Annotated in this window: 18 protein-coding genes; 10 read left to right on the top strand and 8 right to left on the bottom strand. The window is 58.8% G+C overall.

Going from position 1 to position 17003, the window contains the following annotated elements:
- Nucleotide 1: 1 nt before the first annotated feature.
- Complete coding sequence (locus ACXWTF_RS06790; protein ID WP_461714247.1) at nt 2-1639, top strand: transglycosylase SLT domain-containing protein; 1638 nt, start codon at nt 2-4, stop codon at nt 1637-1639.
- Here the strand turns inward: ACXWTF_RS06790 and ACXWTF_RS06785 are convergent.
- Nucleotides 1575-2048 carry a hypothetical protein gene (locus tag ACXWTF_RS06785; RefSeq protein WP_461714246.1) on the bottom strand — a complete coding sequence of 158 codons (474 nt, stop codon included), beginning with the start codon at nt 2046-2048 and terminating at the stop codon, nt 1575-1577. The two genes, ACXWTF_RS06790 and ACXWTF_RS06785, sit on opposite strands and share 65 nt — an antisense overlap.
- A 142-nt stretch (nt 2049-2190) precedes the next feature.
- On the opposite strand from ACXWTF_RS06785, the gene mobB reads away from it, so the two are divergent.
- From mobB to ACXWTF_RS06750, 7 genes are all read left to right on the top strand, one after another.
- Nucleotides 2191-2694, top strand: coding sequence for a molybdopterin-guanine dinucleotide biosynthesis protein B (gene mobB / locus ACXWTF_RS06780; protein WP_461714245.1), 504 nt, complete (start codon nt 2191-2193; stop codon nt 2692-2694).
- Nucleotides 2695-2696: 2 nt separating this feature from the next.
- Nucleotides 2697-3551: a class 1 fructose-bisphosphatase gene (locus ACXWTF_RS06775; RefSeq protein WP_461714244.1), complete on the top strand. Its 855-nt coding sequence runs from the start codon at nt 2697-2699 to the stop codon at nt 3549-3551.
- Nucleotides 3538-3741: a hypothetical protein gene (locus tag ACXWTF_RS06770; protein WP_416768171.1), complete on the top strand. Its 204-nt coding sequence runs from the start codon at nt 3538-3540 to the stop codon at nt 3739-3741. The genes ACXWTF_RS06775 and ACXWTF_RS06770 overlap by 14 nt, the downstream gene beginning before the upstream one ends.
- Before the next feature lie 17 nt (nt 3742-3758).
- A complete protein-coding gene (gene metG / locus ACXWTF_RS06765) occupies nt 3759-5699 on the top strand; it encodes a methionine--tRNA ligase (RefSeq protein WP_461714243.1) in 1941 nt (646 codons plus the stop codon).
- The gene (locus tag ACXWTF_RS06760) at nt 5696-6694 is read left to right on the top strand and encodes a hypothetical protein (RefSeq protein WP_461714242.1); all 999 of its coding nucleotides are present in this window, start codon (nt 5696-5698) and stop codon (nt 6692-6694) included. Before metG ends, ACXWTF_RS06760 begins: the two co-directional genes overlap by 4 nt.
- Nucleotides 6695-6792: 98 nt before the next feature.
- Nucleotides 6793-7866: a calcium:cation antiporter gene (locus tag ACXWTF_RS06755; protein WP_461714241.1), complete on the top strand. Its 1074-nt coding sequence runs from the start codon at nt 6793-6795 to the stop codon at nt 7864-7866.
- A gap of 298 nt (nt 7867-8164) precedes the next feature.
- On the top strand, nt 8165-9298 hold the full coding sequence (locus ACXWTF_RS06750) for a TRAP transporter substrate-binding protein (protein WP_461714240.1): 1134 nt from the start codon (nt 8165-8167) through the stop codon (nt 9296-9298).
- Here the strand turns inward: ACXWTF_RS06750 and ACXWTF_RS06745 are convergent.
- The 7 genes from ACXWTF_RS06745 to ACXWTF_RS06715 form a co-directional block, all read right to left on the bottom strand.
- Nucleotides 9295-10182: a bifunctional methionine sulfoxide reductase B/A protein gene (locus ACXWTF_RS06745; RefSeq protein ID WP_461714577.1), complete on the bottom strand. Its 888-nt coding sequence runs from the start codon at nt 10180-10182 to the stop codon at nt 9295-9297. The two genes, ACXWTF_RS06750 and ACXWTF_RS06745, sit on opposite strands and share 4 nt — an antisense overlap.
- A gap of 83 nt (nt 10183-10265) precedes the next feature.
- Nucleotides 10266-10895, bottom strand: coding sequence for a M48 family metallopeptidase (locus tag ACXWTF_RS06740; protein ID WP_461714239.1), 630 nt, complete (start codon nt 10893-10895; stop codon nt 10266-10268).
- On the bottom strand, nt 10885-11382 hold the full coding sequence (locus tag ACXWTF_RS06735) for a DNA-deoxyinosine glycosylase (RefSeq protein WP_461714238.1): 498 nt from the start codon (nt 11380-11382) through the stop codon (nt 10885-10887). Before ACXWTF_RS06735 ends, ACXWTF_RS06740 begins: the two co-directional genes overlap by 11 nt.
- The gene (locus ACXWTF_RS06730; RefSeq protein WP_461714237.1) at nt 11383-12603 is read right to left on the bottom strand and encodes an EAL and HDOD domain-containing protein; all 1221 of its coding nucleotides are present in this window, start codon (nt 12601-12603) and stop codon (nt 11383-11385) included.
- 71 nt (nt 12604-12674) lie between these two features.
- A complete protein-coding gene (gene queC / locus ACXWTF_RS06725) occupies nt 12675-13340 on the bottom strand; it encodes a 7-cyano-7-deazaguanine synthase QueC (protein ID WP_461714236.1) in 666 nt (221 codons plus the stop codon).
- Nucleotides 13341-13350: 10 nt separating this feature from the next.
- Nucleotides 13351-15057 carry a GMC family oxidoreductase gene (locus ACXWTF_RS06720; RefSeq protein WP_461714235.1) on the bottom strand — a complete coding sequence of 569 codons (1707 nt, stop codon included), beginning with the start codon at nt 15055-15057 and terminating at the stop codon, nt 13351-13353.
- Nucleotides 15054-15563 carry a gluconate 2-dehydrogenase subunit 3 family protein gene (locus tag ACXWTF_RS06715; protein ID WP_461714234.1) on the bottom strand — a complete coding sequence of 170 codons (510 nt, stop codon included), beginning with the start codon at nt 15561-15563 and terminating at the stop codon, nt 15054-15056. The genes ACXWTF_RS06720 and ACXWTF_RS06715 overlap by 4 nt, the downstream gene beginning before the upstream one ends.
- A gap of 75 nt (nt 15564-15638) precedes the next feature.
- Between ACXWTF_RS06715 and ybeY the strand changes: the two genes are divergently transcribed.
- Entirely contained in the window at nt 15639-16064 is a 426-nt protein-coding gene (ybeY, locus tag ACXWTF_RS06710; RefSeq protein WP_461714233.1) for an rRNA maturation RNase YbeY, read from the top strand.
- Nucleotides 16064-16993 carry a calcium/sodium antiporter gene (locus ACXWTF_RS06705; protein ID WP_461714232.1) on the top strand — a complete coding sequence of 310 codons (930 nt, stop codon included), beginning with the start codon at nt 16064-16066 and terminating at the stop codon, nt 16991-16993. The genes ybeY and ACXWTF_RS06705 overlap by 1 nt, the downstream gene beginning before the upstream one ends.
- Nucleotides 16994-17003: the final 10 nt, after the last annotated feature.

Below are 17003 nucleotides of genomic sequence, written 5' to 3'. Positions count from 1 at the left end.
AATGCGTCTGCGGGCCGCCCTCGCAACGCTGCTGCTCGGCGTGCTGCCGCTCGGCGCCGACATCACCCTGGAGCAGATCAGCTCCAAGCCCCCTTCCAATGCCCGCAACTTTATGATCTGGCAGTATTTCGACCAGAATATCACCTCCGAACAGGCCGACGAGGCGTTTTACCTGATCCGCAACGTCAGCAGACGGATGTTTTTCGCCTATGCCGAAAAGAGTGACCGCCCCGAAGTCGCCTATACCGTCAAATGTATGAAGATGGGGGTCAACGACCTGATCAAAAGCAAGGATGCGGGCTGCGCCAAACTGGCGGTCTCCGTCGGGAAGCTCTCGGCGATGCATCCAAAAGCGCGGGAACGCGTTGTCGCCCTGGTGGGTGACGCCTCCCTCACTGCGGCGGCCGAGGTCCTGGATGATCCGGACCTGCAGCAGCATTACAAACGCTACTCCCCCGCACTGTTTCTGCGTGTCTTCAACGGCAGCTACGGCAATTCCCGCCGGAAGCAGTTCAATTTCATCCCCGATTACGACTACATGCAGCTGCTGGCGAAGGCGCCCGGTTTCACATCAGCGGTTATGAGCACGATCAACGACGACAAGCTCTCGAAGTTTGGATGGGCCCTGACCAAGGTCGATGCTGTCGAGGGACTTGATCCGCGCGGGCTCTTTTACCTGGGGCTGAACCAGCTGCTGCGCGGCAAAAAATCCCGGGCGATCGAACTCTTCCAGCTCTCAGGCGACAAGGCCTACTACCAGAGCGACAAGGACAAGGCGCTCTTCTGGCAGGCCCTGGCTTCGGAGAAGAATGACCTGATGTGGAAACTGTTGGCGCAGAGCTGGGATATCAACTTTTACTCCCTCTACGCGATGGAGAAAACCGGGAGCTTCCCGGAAAACTACTACTCGCAGCTGCAGACCGCGGACAGCGTTTCGGACCTGAACCTCTCCGACCCCTTTGTCTGGAACGATCTGCTTGACACGATCAAGGCGACGCCGGCAAACGAGCTTTACGCCCTGGCCAAACGCTACGACGCTAAAAACCTTGTACCGCTCCAATCCTTCATTATCGAAAAGGCGTCGCGCTACCGGCTGCAGGGGTATGTTATGCCCTACGACGCGGAGCTGGCGGATGTCGACACGGACACCAAGGCGATCATCTACGCACTGATGCGCCAGGAGAGCCGGTTCATCCCCGCGGCGCTGTCGCACTCCTACGCCCTGGGACTGATGCAGATGATGCCCTTTCTGTGTCGCGCGATGGACGGCCAGGTCGATTGCGGACGCGAAACCCTCTTTGACATGTTCGATCCCCATATCAACCTGCTCTACGCCAAGCCCCATATCGCGTGGCTGCAGTACCGGGTCTACCACCCCCTCTTCATCGCCTACGCCTACAACGGTGGCATCGGCTTTACCAAACGCTACCTGCTTAACGACATGTTCAACCCCGGCCCCTATGAGCCCTTCTTGAGCATGGAGCTGATGCGGACGACGGAGACGCGGGAGTACGGGAAGAAGGTTTTGACCAACTACGTGGTCTACAAGAAGATCCTGGGCGAGCCAGTCTCGCTTATTGATCTGTGTGAAACGTTACTTCACCCTTCAAAGACGGACCGGTTCCGAAAGACAAAGTGAGGTTCGCCTCTTTGGTCGGACGGAAGAGCAGCTGATAGTAGCGGTTCCACGGGTTGTTCAGCGGCATCAGCTCCCGCAGGGAGCAGTTCTCGTCGAGCTGGGCCAGCCCGACGGGGCTTTTGCCGTTGAGGGTGACGTTGTACTCCTCCAGCGTCCGTCCGCCGCGGTCGAAAAGGGCGACGAAGAATGAGGGCCGCTTGCCGTAGAGCTGCGGATCGACGGGGTTGAGGTGCAGGATGCTTATCAGGGCGGCCGTACGGTTGGCCTCATCGGTCAGGGTGACGCGTTTGAGGTTGGAAACTGCCCGTTCATGACGGCTGTCGAGCTTGTTAAAGTGGGTAAAGGCGCTCTCTTTGCTGCACGCGGAAAAGAGCACAGGGATGAGCAACAGGATGGGCCAAAAGCGCATGGGACTCCGGAAAGCATGGTTTTCAGCATTATAGCGGAATGTCGCCCCGCAGCCCTTTTGCGCCCATCTTAAGAGATTTTCAACCATTCTGGACTATAATCCCCCATATTTTAAGGGAGAAGCTCCCGGGGATGCAGTTACCATGAAAAAACGTCTTGCCGTCGCTTTTACCGGCCCTTCGAACAGCGGGAAAACGACATTGATCGTCAAAGTGGCCGCCCGCCTGATGCATGAGCACGGCAAAGAGGTCGCCATTATCAAGAACGACCCGAAGGACAAGGCGCGTTTCGATATCCCCGGTAAGGACAGCTACAAGTTCACCGATACCGGTGCCGAGGTGATCGTGACCTCGCCCAGCCGTACCACCCTCTTCTCCCACCGCCACCATGAGCTCGACGAACTGATCACCCTCTTCGGCCATTTTGACATCCTGCTTGTCGAGGGGCTCAAAACCCTCCCGCTGCCGCGGATCAGTATTTTCCGCGACCGCATCGACGAAGCCTATTTTCCCTATATGAATGCCCTCGCCGTCGACGACAGCGTCACACTTGACGACTATGACCTTCCCGACAAGGTCGCCGTCCTCGATCTCAACGACCCCGATGCCGTCGTCGAGTGGATCCTCACCCATGCCAAGGAGATATAACCATGCAGACCCTCGCCCCCGTCTTTGAAGCCATTGAACGTGCCGCACACCGTATTCACGAAGCGATCACCAACGAAGATACCGACTATTCGGCCCACTCCAACCAGTCCGGAGACATTCAGCTCAAGCTCGATATCCAGAGTGACCTGATCATCGCCGAGGAGTTCTCCCGTATTCCCCTCGTCAAGGCGATCGCCAGCGAGGAGAAAGAAGAGGAGGAGATCCTGCACCCTGACGGTCAGCTCTGCATCGCCTACGACCCCCTCGACGGCTCCAGCCTGATCGACGTCGACCTGAGCGTCGGTTCCATTTTCGGCATCTACGACGGTGAGTGGAGCGCACAGAAGATGATCGCCTCCGTCTACGTCGTTTACGGACCGCGTACCGAGATGGTGACGGCCTACAAGAACAATGTCCGCCACTACACCTGGCGCCACGGCCGTTTCAAAGAGCTTGAGCAGATCACGATCGGCGAAAAGGGCAAACTCAACGCCCCGGGCGGCACCCAGCAGCACTGGCCTTCCCACCACAAGCAGCTCATCGACGGCCTCTTCGCCGAAGGCTACCGCCTGCGCTACTCCGGCGGCATGGTCCCGGACCTGCACCAGATCCTGCTCAAAGGGGGCGGACTCTTCAGCTACCCGGGCACGACGGACAAACCCGACGGCAAACTGCGCAAGCTCTTCGAGGTCTTCCCCTTTGCCTTCGTCTACGAAATGGCCGGCGGCGCCGCGGTGGATGAAAAAGGGAACCGCCTGATGGACCTTCCCTGCAGTGATCCGCATGAAACGACCGCCTGCTTCTTCGGTTCCAAATACGAAATCGGCAAGGTAAAAGAGGCCTATGGCGCAGAGTGACGCGGAAAAAGACCGTTTCGAACTGCAGCTCGATGCCATGATCGAGAAGCTGCAGGCGTGCCAGGCCGAGCACGGCGTCAAGAGCTGCAGCGTCTGTGAGCACTACCTGGGATGCGACGTGCGCAAAAGCTACGTCGCCGCCGTCTATGACAGCATGTCCAAGGGCGAAACCGGCGGATTCGAATTTTAACAAGGATATTAGAGAGTATGAGCTATTACGTCACCACCCCTATCTACTACGTCAACGGCGAGGCGCACATCGGCCACGCCTATACGACCTTTATTGCGGATGCGCTGGCCCGTTACCACCGTCTGATCGGCGAGGATGTCTACTTCCTCACCGGGACCGACGAACACGGGCAGAAGATCGAGGAGTCGGCGAAGAAGTTCGAAAAACCGACCCAGCAGTTCGCCGACGAGATCAGCGCCAGCTTCCGCAACCTCTGGGATGAATTCGGCATCAGTTACGACCAGTTCATCCGGACGACGGACAAGGACCATATGACCGGCGTTCAGAAGGCATTCGAGAAGATGTACGCCAAGGGGGACATCTACAAGGGGAACTACGAAGGGCACTACTGCGTCAGCTGCGAGACCTTCTTTCCCGAGACCCAGCTCATCGACGGGGAGTTCTGCCCGGACTGCGGCCGCTCGACCAGCATCGTCAAAGAGGAGAGCTACTTCTTCAAACTCTCTGCCTATGAGCAGAAGCTGCTTGATTATTACGAAGCGCACCAGGACTTTATCCTGCCGAAATCCCGCCGCAACGAGGTGATCAACTTCGTCAAGGGCGGTCTGAATGACCTCTCCGTGACCCGTACGAGCTTCACCTGGGGTGTGCCGCTGCCCGAATCCGTCGGGGACAGCAAGCATGTTATGTATGTCTGGCTTGATGCCCTGCTCAACTATATCACGGCGCTCGGTTACGGCCGCGACGAGGCGAAGATGGACTTCTGGCCGGCGCAGATGCAGCTGGTGGGTAAGGATATCCTCCGTTTCCACGCCATCTACTGGCCAGCCTTCCTCATGAGCCTGGACCTGCCGCTGCCCAAGCACATCGGTGCCCACGGCTGGTGGACCCGCGACGGCGAAAAGATGAGCAAGTCCAAGGGCAACGTCGTCAGCCCCAAAGAGGTCGCCGACGTCTACGGCCTGGAGAACCTGCGCTACTTCATGATGCGCGAAGTCCCCTTCGGGCAGGACGGCGACTTCTCCCAGCGCGCCCTGATCGACCGGATCAACTCCGATCTCAGCAACGATCTTGGGAACCTGCTTAACCGTATTATCGGGATGAGCGGAAAGTACTCCGATTTCGTCATCGACAGCAGTGATGTCATGACCTACCACAAAGCGGAGATGGAAGAGGTCGACGCCGTGCTCGGCAGTGTCGAGCGCTTCCTGGACGAAGTCCAGACGCACCGTTTCCTCGAAGAGCTCTGGAAGCTCTTTACGATCGGGAACAAGGCCATCGAGGCGCATGCGCCGTGGGTCAAGATGAAAGAGGGCAAAAAAGAGGAGGCGCTGGCGCTGGTGGCACTGGTGGCCAATATCCTCGCCAAGGCTTCCGTCCTGCTGCACCCTTTCATGCCGAAAACGACGGCGACGATCGCGGATGCGCTCGGGTTTGCCATCGACACCAATGCGTATAACGACCTGGTCAAAGGCGGCAAACTGCTGCCGACCTTTACGATCAAGAAGGTTCCGCCCCTCTTCCCGCGCATCGAGGCCCCGCTGATGGACCAGGCCCCGGCGGCACAGCCCAACGCGAAAGAGGAAGAGGCACCGAAAAAAGCGAAAGCGGCAGAGCCGGCCGAGGCGGACAACCTGATCACCATCGACCAGTTCTTCGAGACCCAGCTCAAGATCGGCACCATCGTCGAAGCCGAAGAGGTGCCCAAGAGCAAAAAACTGCTCAAGCTCCAGGTCGACGTCGGCGAGGAGACACCGCGCCAGGTCGTCGCCGGTATCCGCGAATATTACGAAGCCCAGAGTCTTGTCGGTACACAGGTGTGCGTCGTTGCTAACCTGAAGCCGGCCAAGCTGATGGGCATGGTCTCGGAGGGGATGCTGCTGGCGGCCAAGGATGACGAAGGGCTCTCGCTGATGCGCCCCGAAGCGCCGAGAAAGGCAGGCAGCTCCGTCGGATGAGGCTGCAGAACCTCCTCTCATTGACCGGGGCGGAGATGATGTCCGACCCGGCCGTGACGCTTGTCGACGCCATTGTCCTCGATGTCCATAAAGTGAGACGGGGGGACCTCTTCATCGCCTTTGACAAGGCGGATATCCCCCAGGCCGTTGCCAACGGTGCCTATGCCGTCCTTTACGAAGAAACGTGTACGGTCACCGACCCGGAGATCGCCTGGCTCAAAGTCGACTCGGTCGAGTTCACGCTGCTGCGGCTGTTGCGTTTCCGTCTGCTGGAGAAGTCGCTGCACGTCTACGGCTGCGACCAGGTGACCCTGGCCGTCGCGGCCCAGATGCTCAAAGATCCGCGCTGTTACGTCTGGCGGGGGACCATCCGTTCAAGTTTTTACGACCTGTGGGAGCTGCCCGAAGCAAGCTGGGTCTTCGTTCCCGAAGACAAACGCTGTGAGGACCTCTTCGTGCAGGTGCTGCCGCTGCCCAAAACAGGCAACGTTCCCATCGATATTGCGGAGCAGACCCTCTTTGAGACATCGTTCGTGCTTGACGACGTCTACTATGAACGGATGCAGCTCTCCCCCTTCTTCCTTCCCTACCTCGGCCATCTTTACCAGTTCGCTAAAACGCACGGACTGTCGTTCACCGTCGGCGGCATGCAGGGGAGCGCCCACTTCGTACCCGTGTTCGTCGGCGACGATCTGCGCCCCAAGACCTTCGGTCAGGGCGGCAAAGTGCTGATCTTTGAACCGGACCTCTCCTTGCTGCTGCAGGAGGTGGATTTTATCCGCAACGAAGCCAGATGGGCTAAGATTATCTACCTGATGCCCAAAGACTCCGCCGAAGCGTCCGGGCAGCATGATGCATTCTTGCTATATGAGAACCAAGAAGCTATAATGCAGCTATTAAAAACGGTTCCGTTTCATTTTGCATTGATCGGCGGTCAGGACAAACGTCTGCTTGAGACCGTGCATACCAAGACTGAAACACCAACCCTCTTCTAGGAGCAATTGCGTTGAACGCAGACCCCTCATCGAGTCCCCTGACGCTAAAGGAAGGACTCTCTCAAAATAAAGTCGCCGTCTACGGTATCGTACTCGGTGTGATCGCATTCATTTTCCACCACTATCATAACGCCTATCTCGCCACGACGCTCTCCGCCGTCTCTATCGCCCTGCTCTCCATGACCGTCGCCGAAGTGGCCGAAGTGCTTGCCGACCGCCTCGAAGAGCCCTACGGCTCCTTCGTCCTGACCTTCAGTGCCGTCATCGTCGAGATTATCCTGCTCTATATGGTCCTCATGACCTCGCAGAACGACCCCCGGGCGCTTGACACGGTCAAAGGGGGGATCATCTCCGCCGTCATCGTCGACATGAACGTCCTGCTGGGCCTGGCGGTCTTTATCGGCGGACTGGCGTTCAAGGAGCAGGAGCATAACGTCGACACCTCCAGCACCTATACGACGATCCTGCTGGTCGCCACCTCCGCCCTGCTTGTTCCGAGCATCATGCACTTTACGGCCCAGTCCCACCATGACCTGATCCTGGCCAGCAATATTATCGGGCTCGTGCTCTTCTGTTTCTACATTGTCATCTTTATTTTCCAGACGAAGACCCATTCGCACTTCTTCAAAGCGACGGCGCGCAGCCGTATCTTCCGCTACAAGCGCCGACTGGCCGAGGGGGAAGAGACGGAAGAGGATCAGCCCGACGCTTTCGAGCGGCTCTCGACGGCCGGTAACTTTGTCATCATCTTCGCCCTGATCGCGTTGATCGGTATCGTCGCGGAGATCTTCGCCAACGAAGGGATGGCCCTGGTTCAGCGGTTCGACTTCCCCGTCGGGCTGGCGGGTCTCATCATCGCGATCATCTCCGTTGCCCCGGAGATCATGACGGCGGTGACGGCGGCCCGCAACGACCAGATCCAGCGCGTCATCAATATCGCGATGGGGGCCTCGACGGTGTCGATCATGCTGACGGTACCGATCCTGCTCGCGCTCTCCTATACGACGGCACACCCGCTGACCCTGGACTTCAACACCCTGCAGGTCGGGGCGCTGATTCTGACCATTGTACTGGCATGGAAAACGACGGACGACGGCTATACGAACTATTTCGAGGGGACGTCACACCTCTTTTTCTTTATCTGTTATGCCATTATTGCGGCGTTTTACTGATTGGAACGGCAAAGGAGCAAAAGCCCCTTTGCCTACGCTGGCCGCTATGGCACTGAAGCACACTGCTGCTTTGTCCTCGCTGTGCTGCGAAATTCCGCTACGCTACATCGGCAGCAGCGTAACGGAACATCAATCTTCAGGGGATAAAGGCGAAGTCGCTGGGCACGCTGCCGAAGCGAACTCAGCGTTAGCGTAGGTATCCGGGCTTTCGAGGAAACATCGCTACGCGAGCGGTACCCTTGTTTTGCTCGGGTGCCGTTATATCAAAATAGTTGAGGAACTATATAGGAGATTATAGATGGACAGACGTACTTTTCTGACTGCTGCTGCGGCGACATCGTCGGCGGTGCTGCTTGATGGCTGCAACGACAGTAACCGGGTGGCGATCGACTACAGCAAGCATCCCAAGCACGACGACACGGCGGGCAAAAGCGTCAACGTTAACCGCGGCAAGAAGACGGAGCTCAAAATCGCGACGAGCTGGCCGGCGCATTTTCCCATCATGGGCACCGGCGTCGACCGCTTTGCCGAGCGTGTCGCGCAGATCAGCGGCGGGCAGCTGCGTATCAAGCTCTTTCCCAAAAACACCCTCGTCCCCGCCCTCGCCGTCTTTGACGCTGCCAGCAGCGGTCAGATCGACGGGTTCCACTCTGGCCCCTACTACTGGAAAGGCAAAAACGCGGCCTTCTCCCTCTTCAGCGGTTTTCCCTTCGGGATGACGGCGGAGGAGCTTAACGGCTGGATCCTCTACGGCGGCGGCATGGAGCTGTGGCGGGAACTCTACGGCCGCTACAACCTCCACCCCTTCGCCGGCGGCAATACCAACATCCAGATGGGCGGCTGGTTCCGTAAGCCCATCGAGACCCTGGAGGATATGAACGGCCTGAAAATGCGTATCCCGGGGCTGGGAGGCGAAGTGATGTCGAAGCTCGGCGTCAACCCTGTGCTGCTGCCCGCCGGGGAGATCTACACTTCCCTGGAGCGCGGCGTCATCGATGCGACGGAATGGGTCGGCCCCTACCTCGATATGAAGATGGGCTTCTACAAAGTCGCGCCCTACTACTACTCGGGGTGGCACGAACCGGGTTCCATCCTGGAGATGACCTTCAGCAAGCATACATGGGAGCGCCTCTCGGGCGAACAGCAAGCGATCATCGAGTGTGCCGTCAGCGAGCTCAACAGTACGATGACCTTTGAATTCCAGGCGAAGAACGCCGAAGCGATGGCGTCGCTCGAAGCGAACGGTGTCAAGCTGATGCGTTTCCCCGACGCCGTGACCGAGGCCGCCAAGAAAGCATTGACGCAGGTCATCGCGGAACAGAGTACCCAGAGCGGTGACTTCAAACGGGTCTTTGAGAGCGCCTCCTCCTACCTTGCCCAAAGCAAGGTCTTCAGCGACGCGAGCCTGCGTTACTTCCTCAACGTCCGCTAGTCCTTCTCTTTGAAGCGGTCGACGAAGCCGTGGCAGTAAGGCTGCTTCCGGTGGCGCTCGTAATAATCCTGGTGGTAATCCTCCGCTTTGTAAAACGGTGTTGCTTCGATCAGTTTCGTCTTGACGTCATAGCCGTTCTTGCGCAGGCGGTCGATGAGCTTCTGTACCGCTGCTTTTTCGGCGGCATCGTTATAGAAGACGGCGCTTTGGTACTGGGCGCCGACATCGGGCCCCTGCCGCCCCTCCTGGGTAGGGTCGTGGATCTCGAAGAAGGTTTTGGCGAGGGTTTCGTAGTCGACCTTTGAAGGGTCATAGGTGACGGCGACGGTCTCCAGGTGTCCCGTATTGCCTTTGACGACATCGTAATAGCCGGGATCTTTCTTTGTCCCTCCCATAAAGCCGGAAACGACTGACTTGACGCCGGAAATCTTCTCCATATAGTACTCCACACCCCAGAAACAGCCGCCGGCAAAGTAGGCGACCTTCTCATCGGGGATGAACTCCATGGAGATGGAGTTGACGCAGTGGCGGAGGTTCTTCTGTGTCAGGTGCTCGCCGCTGAAGACGTGGCCCAGGTGCGCGCCGCAGTTGGCGCAAATGATCTCCGTGCGGTAGCCGTCTACGTCGGGAACGCGCTTCACGGCGCCGGGGATCTCGTCGTCAAAGGAAGGCCAGCCGCAGTGCGAATCGAACTTGTCCTCGGAGCGGTAGAGTTTGGACCCGCAGCGTTTGCAGACGTAGGTCCCCTTGGCCTTGTTGTGGAGCAGCGCACCGCTGTAGGGGCGCTCCGTGGCTTTGTGGACGATGACCGCCTCCTCCTGCGCCGTCAGCGGCTTCCAGGTGCCGAGGGGTTTGTATGGCGCGCTGTCCGCGGCAAACGCCAGGCTCAGAAACAGGGCGATAAAAAGTATAAAATATTTCATAGTCTCTCCTCTTTTCCCCAGTATAGGCGGAGAGTATTAATCGATCAGTAATAGGAGGCTTTGCGGTAGCGCATCCGCTGGCGCAGTGTCTTCTCGTCGGGCAGGATCGAAGCCACAAGGGCGTGAAAGTCGGCGGAGTGGTTGAAATGGACACGGTGGGCCAGCTCGTGCACGACGGTGTAGTCTATCATCGCCTCTTCAAGCTGCAGCAGAAGGGTATTGTAGGTGATTACCCCCGTTTTCGAGCAGCTTCCCCAGCGCCGTTTCATCTTCCGGAAGCGGATCACCTCGTAGCTGATTCCCATCTGTTCGGCGAAGCGGGCTGTTTTTTCGCGCAGCAGCGTTTCGGCACGTTCCCGGTAGAAACGGTCGTAGCTTCGGCGGATCGCATCGGGCGAGTGGGTCTGAAATACCGTATCAAGCGATGTCAGCGGGACGATGTCGCCCAGAAAAAGCAGGCTCTCCCCCGGTTGCATGGCCGGCTGCGCGGCATAGCGGCCCTGCTGGCGGAGGATCCATTCGCGCTTGGAAGCGACAAAGGCCTGCAGGTGCCGCTGCCCGCGCCCGTTGGATTTGAGCACGACCGTGCCGTCGGTTTCCACGCTGAGGTAGGCGTGTTTCATCCGGGGGTTGATACGATGCTCCACGCGGATGCCGTCGAACTCAAGCACCATCGAGCACCGCTTTGATCTGGCGATAGGCGTCAAGTTTGGCGTCAAACCGCATGGCGGCGTATGCCGGGGAGGTTGAGGGGAGCAGCGTACAGGGGACGGGAAGGTCCGGCGCGTGTTTTTTGCACCCTTCAAAGGCCTTTTTGCCGGTACAGAAAATGTGTTCGATGGCGGGGTGTGCCGCGAGAAAGGCGGGGATGTCGTTGGGGACCAGGTCGCTCAGGTTGGCGTCGCTGGAGTTGTTTGCGCTGCGCACCAGCGAAGCGTAACTGTCCCACAGGGCGATCCCCCGCTCCAGCGCGAAGGTGCGGCGGGCGGCCTTGTCCGGGAGGGTCACATCAAAGAGTTGCTCCATGATAGGCCAGAACTGGTTGCGCGGGTGGGCGTAGTAAAAATCGGCTTCAAAAGAGGCGATGCTGGGGAAGGAGCCGAGGACCAGGACGCGGGAGCGGCCGTCGGCAACGGGGTCGAAGGGGTGTTCCAGGCGCATTTACACCCGGTGGTTCATCTTGACGCTGACCTCGTCGTAATCGGTCTTGAAGGCTTTGAGGACACGGTTCACCTTCTCGATATCGAGGGGCGAGTGCTGCAGTTGGTTGACGGCCTTGTACAGCAGGCTGAAACGTCCCTTGCGCGCCGCAATCCACTTTTCGAGGTTCTTTGTGATCTCGAAGGAACCCATCAGCGTATCAAAAGGGATCTGGTAGACGTCGATCAGCGTCGAGAAGATGGCCAAGAGGCGCAGTTCGTCGCTGCGGCGTTCCGGGTCGGCACTGTGGACGTTGGAGACGATGGTGTTCATCAGGTCGATCCGCTCTTCGAAGAAGCGGGAGAAAGGGCCCTTTTCCACGCTGATGTCCGCCCCGCCCTTCGCGTAGATGATGAGCATAAACCAGCGGCGCATAACATCGGGACCGATATCCATGATCATGGCACGGACGGAACGCGTCGCGTCGTAGCGCTTCATCCCCGTGGAGATGAGATACTGGAAGAACTGGATGGTCAGCTCGTTGTGGCGTTCGAACTCTTTGGCGAATTCGTGGAACGGGACGGTGTCGAGCATTTTGTACAGGCGGCTGACCCCGATCTGTTTCGGTTCGAGGCGGTAGTGTTTGACCGGGACCGGGTGCTGGATGTAGTACCCCTGGAAATAATCGAACCCGAGCCCCTGATAAGCGGAGAACTCGTCGATGCTTTCGACCTTCTGGGCGATCAGCTTGTGGTTCTTCTTGAGGGTGCCGGCAAATTCGGCGACCTGTTCGACATCACTGTTTTGGATATCGATCTTGAGATAGCTGATATAGGGCAGGACATTCTCGTACTGGGTAATCATGTTGGCCGAAACGATAAAGTTGTCCAGGGCGAAACGGTACCCTTTGTCAAACAGGATTTTCAGCTTGGCGATTTCATTGTGGCGGAGCGGCTCGTTCGCCGCGATCTCGAAGACGCATTGATCGGGACGGAAGGTCTCAATAATATCCGTCATCAAAAAAGCGGGGGAGATATTGAAGAACGCGAGACTGTCTCCCACCGCGCGTTCCCGGCCAATCAGGTTGAATACGCTCAACATTACCTGCGCGGACATCAGACGATGCGTCAATGCAGGATTGGCGGCGTTGTTCTCACCTTCGCGGTGCAGCAGTTCGTAGCCGTAGGTAGCATTGGCAGCGTCGATGATGGGCTGTCGCGCAACTTGTACAAACTCTGTCATCGGACTCCTTTGTGTCAACTCTTGTTATTGTATATCATAACAGTTTTCGACAGGCTTAGGACACACCGTTTTTAACGATACGGGATCGGGTCGGGTATGCCGGCCAGCTCGAAACCTTTGAGGCGGAGCCGGCAGCTGTCGCAAACGCCGCAGGCAGCCGCTTCGTCGCTGTAGCAGCTCCAGGTCAGTTCCAGGGGAACATCGTACGCAAGGGCCTCGGCAACGATCTGCTCCTTTTTGAGGTGCACCAGGGGCATGGCGATGGTAAGCTCCGTCTCATCCTTCGTGCCGAGATTGACGGCACGCTGCATCGCCTCGATGTAGGCCTCCCGGCAGTCGGGGTAGCCGCTGGAGTCCTCCTCGACGACCCCGATACCGATGACGGAAGCCCCCTCTTTTTCGGCAATGGCGGCGGCGATACTCAGGAATATCCCGTTGCGAAACGGCACATAGGTAACGGGAACGCCGGGTTCGATGCCCTCTGTCGGGACCTCGATACTTCTGTCCGTCAGCGCCGAGGCGCCGATATCGGCGAAAAAGCCGAGGTCGATCTCGTAGGTATGATCGGTGCCGAGGCGCGCCGTGATGGCCCGGAAGCTCTCCAGCTCCTTGCGCTGCGTGCGCTGGTCGTAGTTGAAGTGCACCGCGACGATCTCATACCCCTGGGAACGGAGCATATAGGCCGCCAGTGTCGAATCCATCCCGCCGCTCATGATACAGACCGCTTTTTTGCCCACGTGTGCTCCCCTACAAATGTTTGACGTTATTATAGCCTTTTTCCCGGGCTTTGAGTGCCGCAATGATGGCATCGGCGACCCGGAAGGCGTTGGCGTAGATCGTCCAGGTGTAGGGCACGCTCCCGCCCGTCGGCATAAAGCTTGCGTCGGAGACATAGAGGTTTCCGATACCGTGCACCCTGCAGTCGGGGTCGAGCACGGAGTGTCTGGGGTCCGTCCCGAAACGGCACCCGCCGGCGACCAGGTTCGGCGGCGGGGCCGAGGAGATATCGCTTTCGATCTCCACCGCCCCCATCTGCCGCAGCACCTTTTCCGCCTTTGCGGCAAGGAACTTGCCGACCTCGACATCGTGCGGATGGCCGTAGAGGCGGATCTTGCCGACGGGCACTCCCCATTTGTCTTTCACGCTTTCGTCAACGGAGACAAAGCATTTGTCCGTCGGCAGCCAGTCGTTAAAGACCTCGAAGGCGAAGATGCGTGAGGATTTGAACGCGTGCTCAAGCCGTGCCTGCAGTTTCCGCCCCCAGAGCAGGTTGCCCTCATCGTCATAGAGTTCGCGCAGGGCGCGGCTGACGGGGTTGGCGTGCTCAAAGAGGAAATCGATCGTCCCCCCTTTCACGGTCCGCCCCTTCTGTTGGTAGACATACCACTCCTGCAACGAACGGTTGACGAAGGCACCGCGGGTCATCAGTTCAAAACGCTGGCGTTCGTTCAGGCGGTCAAACTCGAATTTCCCCTGCCCGCTGCCGCCGGCGGAAAAGATCAGGTTCTTTCCCAGCTGGCCGTTGGTGTTTCCCAGGCCGTCGGGGTGAAAATTGTTGCGCGAGTTGAACAGGAGGCGCACACTTTCGATCGCCTGGGCGGCAACGACGAAAGTACCCGCCGTGACAGAGTGGGACTTCCCGTCGGCATCAAAGTAGTGTGCGGCCGTGACGCGCTGCCGTTCCGATTCAAGCTTGTAGACGAATACGTTCGGCAGGATATCGCAGCGGCCCGTTGCCTTCGCCTTTTCAAGGAGTGCCGCCCGTGCGTTGCCCTTGGCGCCCGTGGCACAGCCGTAACTGCCGCAGAAATTGGAGTAGGAGCAGCCGCTGCGCCCCAGGGCGTCATAGGGAAGCACGGCCCTCGGCGTGGGGATGCTGTGGTACCCGAGCGCGTCGCAGGCCGCATCGAACCATCCTGATATGGGTTGTTCCCAGGTCGGTGGGAAGGGGAACTCCCTGGTGGAACGGGGTTCCTGGAAAGGGTGCTCAACAACCCTGCCCGAGACGCCCACGATCTGTTCGACTTTCGTGAAATAGGGCTCCATATCCTCGTAAGAGATCGGCCAGTCAACGACGTTGGCGCCTTCGACGGGGCCGAAGGTGGAGCGGAGCCTGAAGTCGACCGGTTTCATGCGGTGGAAATAGCCGCTCATCAGGTTCGAAGAGCCGCCCACCATGGAACCGTTCCAGAAGTTCCAGCCCGACTCCGCCGCGGTCACACGGTCGATGCTGCCGTCACTGTTATAGGTCTCCACGACGTGCTGCTCCTCTTTGAGGCGGGGGGTGTAGATGCTTCGGCGGCTGACGGCGATCTCGTCCTTGGTGAAATCCTTCTCCGTCAGGTAGGGGCCCTTCTCCAGAACCAGGACACGGTAGCCCGCGCGGCTGAGTTCAAAGGCGACGGGGGACGCCCCCGCGCCACTACCAATGATGCAGATGTCATATTGTTTCATATTAAAGGTGCCTTCGGCCGGGGATAGCCGGGTTCGTGCTGCAGCCAGTGCCACCCCGCTTCGTGGGTATTCACCCCGTAGACCGGGTCACCGAGCAGGGCTTCAAACAGATAGGAGAGCAGGCTCCAGAGCCAGTTGTCCCCCCAGACGTATCCGGAAACCTTTTGCAGGACCTGTTGGCGCTGCTGCGGGTCGAGCCGGTAGTAGGCAAGCCCGAAATCCTCGTCCGCCTGCTTGTTCAGCCAGCGTGCGCCGTTGGCGATAAAACGCTTGTCCTCCTCATCGACATAGGGATCGCGCATCACGCCGCCGAGGTAGTCGATCGTCTTGAGCAGTCGGGGCGACGGGGCGTTTCCGCCGCCGGGAAAGAGGTCGCGCTGGACGGCGGCGATGGTCTGGTAAGGTTCTTTGAGGATGGTGACGGGGCGGGCGTAATCCGCACCGCTTTCGGCCGGGAGCAGCAGCAGCGCCGCACCCCCGAAAAGGAGGGTTCGTCGGTTTATCATGGATTGATTGTAGCATAGCGGCAAAAACGGTTCAGTAACGGCACGATAAAGCACAGATTGGCTAGAATGCCGTCTATGATTGATATCGACAACCAGACGGATTTTCAACCGGACATCACCTTGCTGGATGCCATCGCCGACACCCTGGATGCGAGCGAAATGGAGCTTATCATCTGCGACGACGAGACGATCCGCGTGCTCAACCGGGAGCACCGCGGTATCGACAAAGCGACCGACGTGCTGAGCTTTCCCTACGACCCGATGCCGATGGCGCCGATCGGGAGCATCGTCATCAGCGCGGACCATGTGCGCAGCGGGGCGGCGCGTTTCGGCCACAGCGAAACCGAAGAGTGTGCCCTGCTCTTTCTGCACGGCGTACTGCACCTGCTCGGTTTCGACCATGAGACGGATGCGGGGGAGATGCGGCACAAAGAGGAAGAAGTCATCAACGCGCTCGGACTGCCGAGCAGTCTGATCGTCCGTACCGAGGAGGAGGCGTAATGGAGTATCTTGTTTTCGTGGCCGCGATGGCGGCGCTTATCTGGGGGGCCGATTTCATTATCCGCGAATCCGAGCGGATCGCCCTGCACTACAACATCTCCCACTTCGTCATCGGGGCAACCCTGGTCGGGTTCGGCACCTCCCTGCCGGAGATGGCGGCCTCGATGATGGCGTCATGGTACGCCAAACCGGAATTGGCCGTCGCGAACGTCGTCGGCAGCGTGACAATGAATATCACCCTCGTTCTGGGCCTCGTCTTCGTTCTGGCCAAAAAGATGAACCCGGACCGCGACCTGTTCAACCGTGACAGCGCCTGGATCCTCTTCCCCGTCATCCTCTATTTCCTGGCAGCCTATGACGGCGTCATCGGTCGTTTCGAAGGGGTAATTTTTGTCATGCTGATGGCCGCCTACCTCTTCTTCCTCTTCTCGACGGACGGTTCGGAACTGACCGAGGAAATCGACGAGAGCCTGGAGAAGGAGGCCTTTGCCTGGGGCAAAACGATCGCCCTGCTGCTGGTAGGCTTCGTGATGACCATCGGCGGGGCGCACTTTGTCGTCGAGAGCGCCAGTATGATCGCCCGGAGCCTCGGGGTCAGTGAATGGGTCATCGGCCTGCTGCTGATCGCCTTCGGGACCTCACTGCCGGAGCTTGTCGTCTCCCTTGTCGCGCTGAAAAAAGGCAATGCCGACCTGAGCATCGGGAACATCATCGGCTCCAACGTCGCCAACTTTGCGATGGTGCTCGGCGGCGCGGCCATTATCCGCCCGCTCCCCATCAGCGGGTCAAACCTGGCCGACATCTACATCATGATGGCCGCTTCCCTTGCCCTGCTGCTGGTCCTTGCCAACAAGCTCTACAGCAAAGCCGGCGGGATCATCCTGCTGATGATCCTTGCCCTCTTCGTCAAAAGCGCGCTCGGGCAGTAAGCCCGCCGCC

This window comes from Thiomicrolovo sp. ZZH C-3 (assembly GCF_054862725.1).
This window is presented reverse-complemented; position numbering and strand designations above follow the sequence as displayed.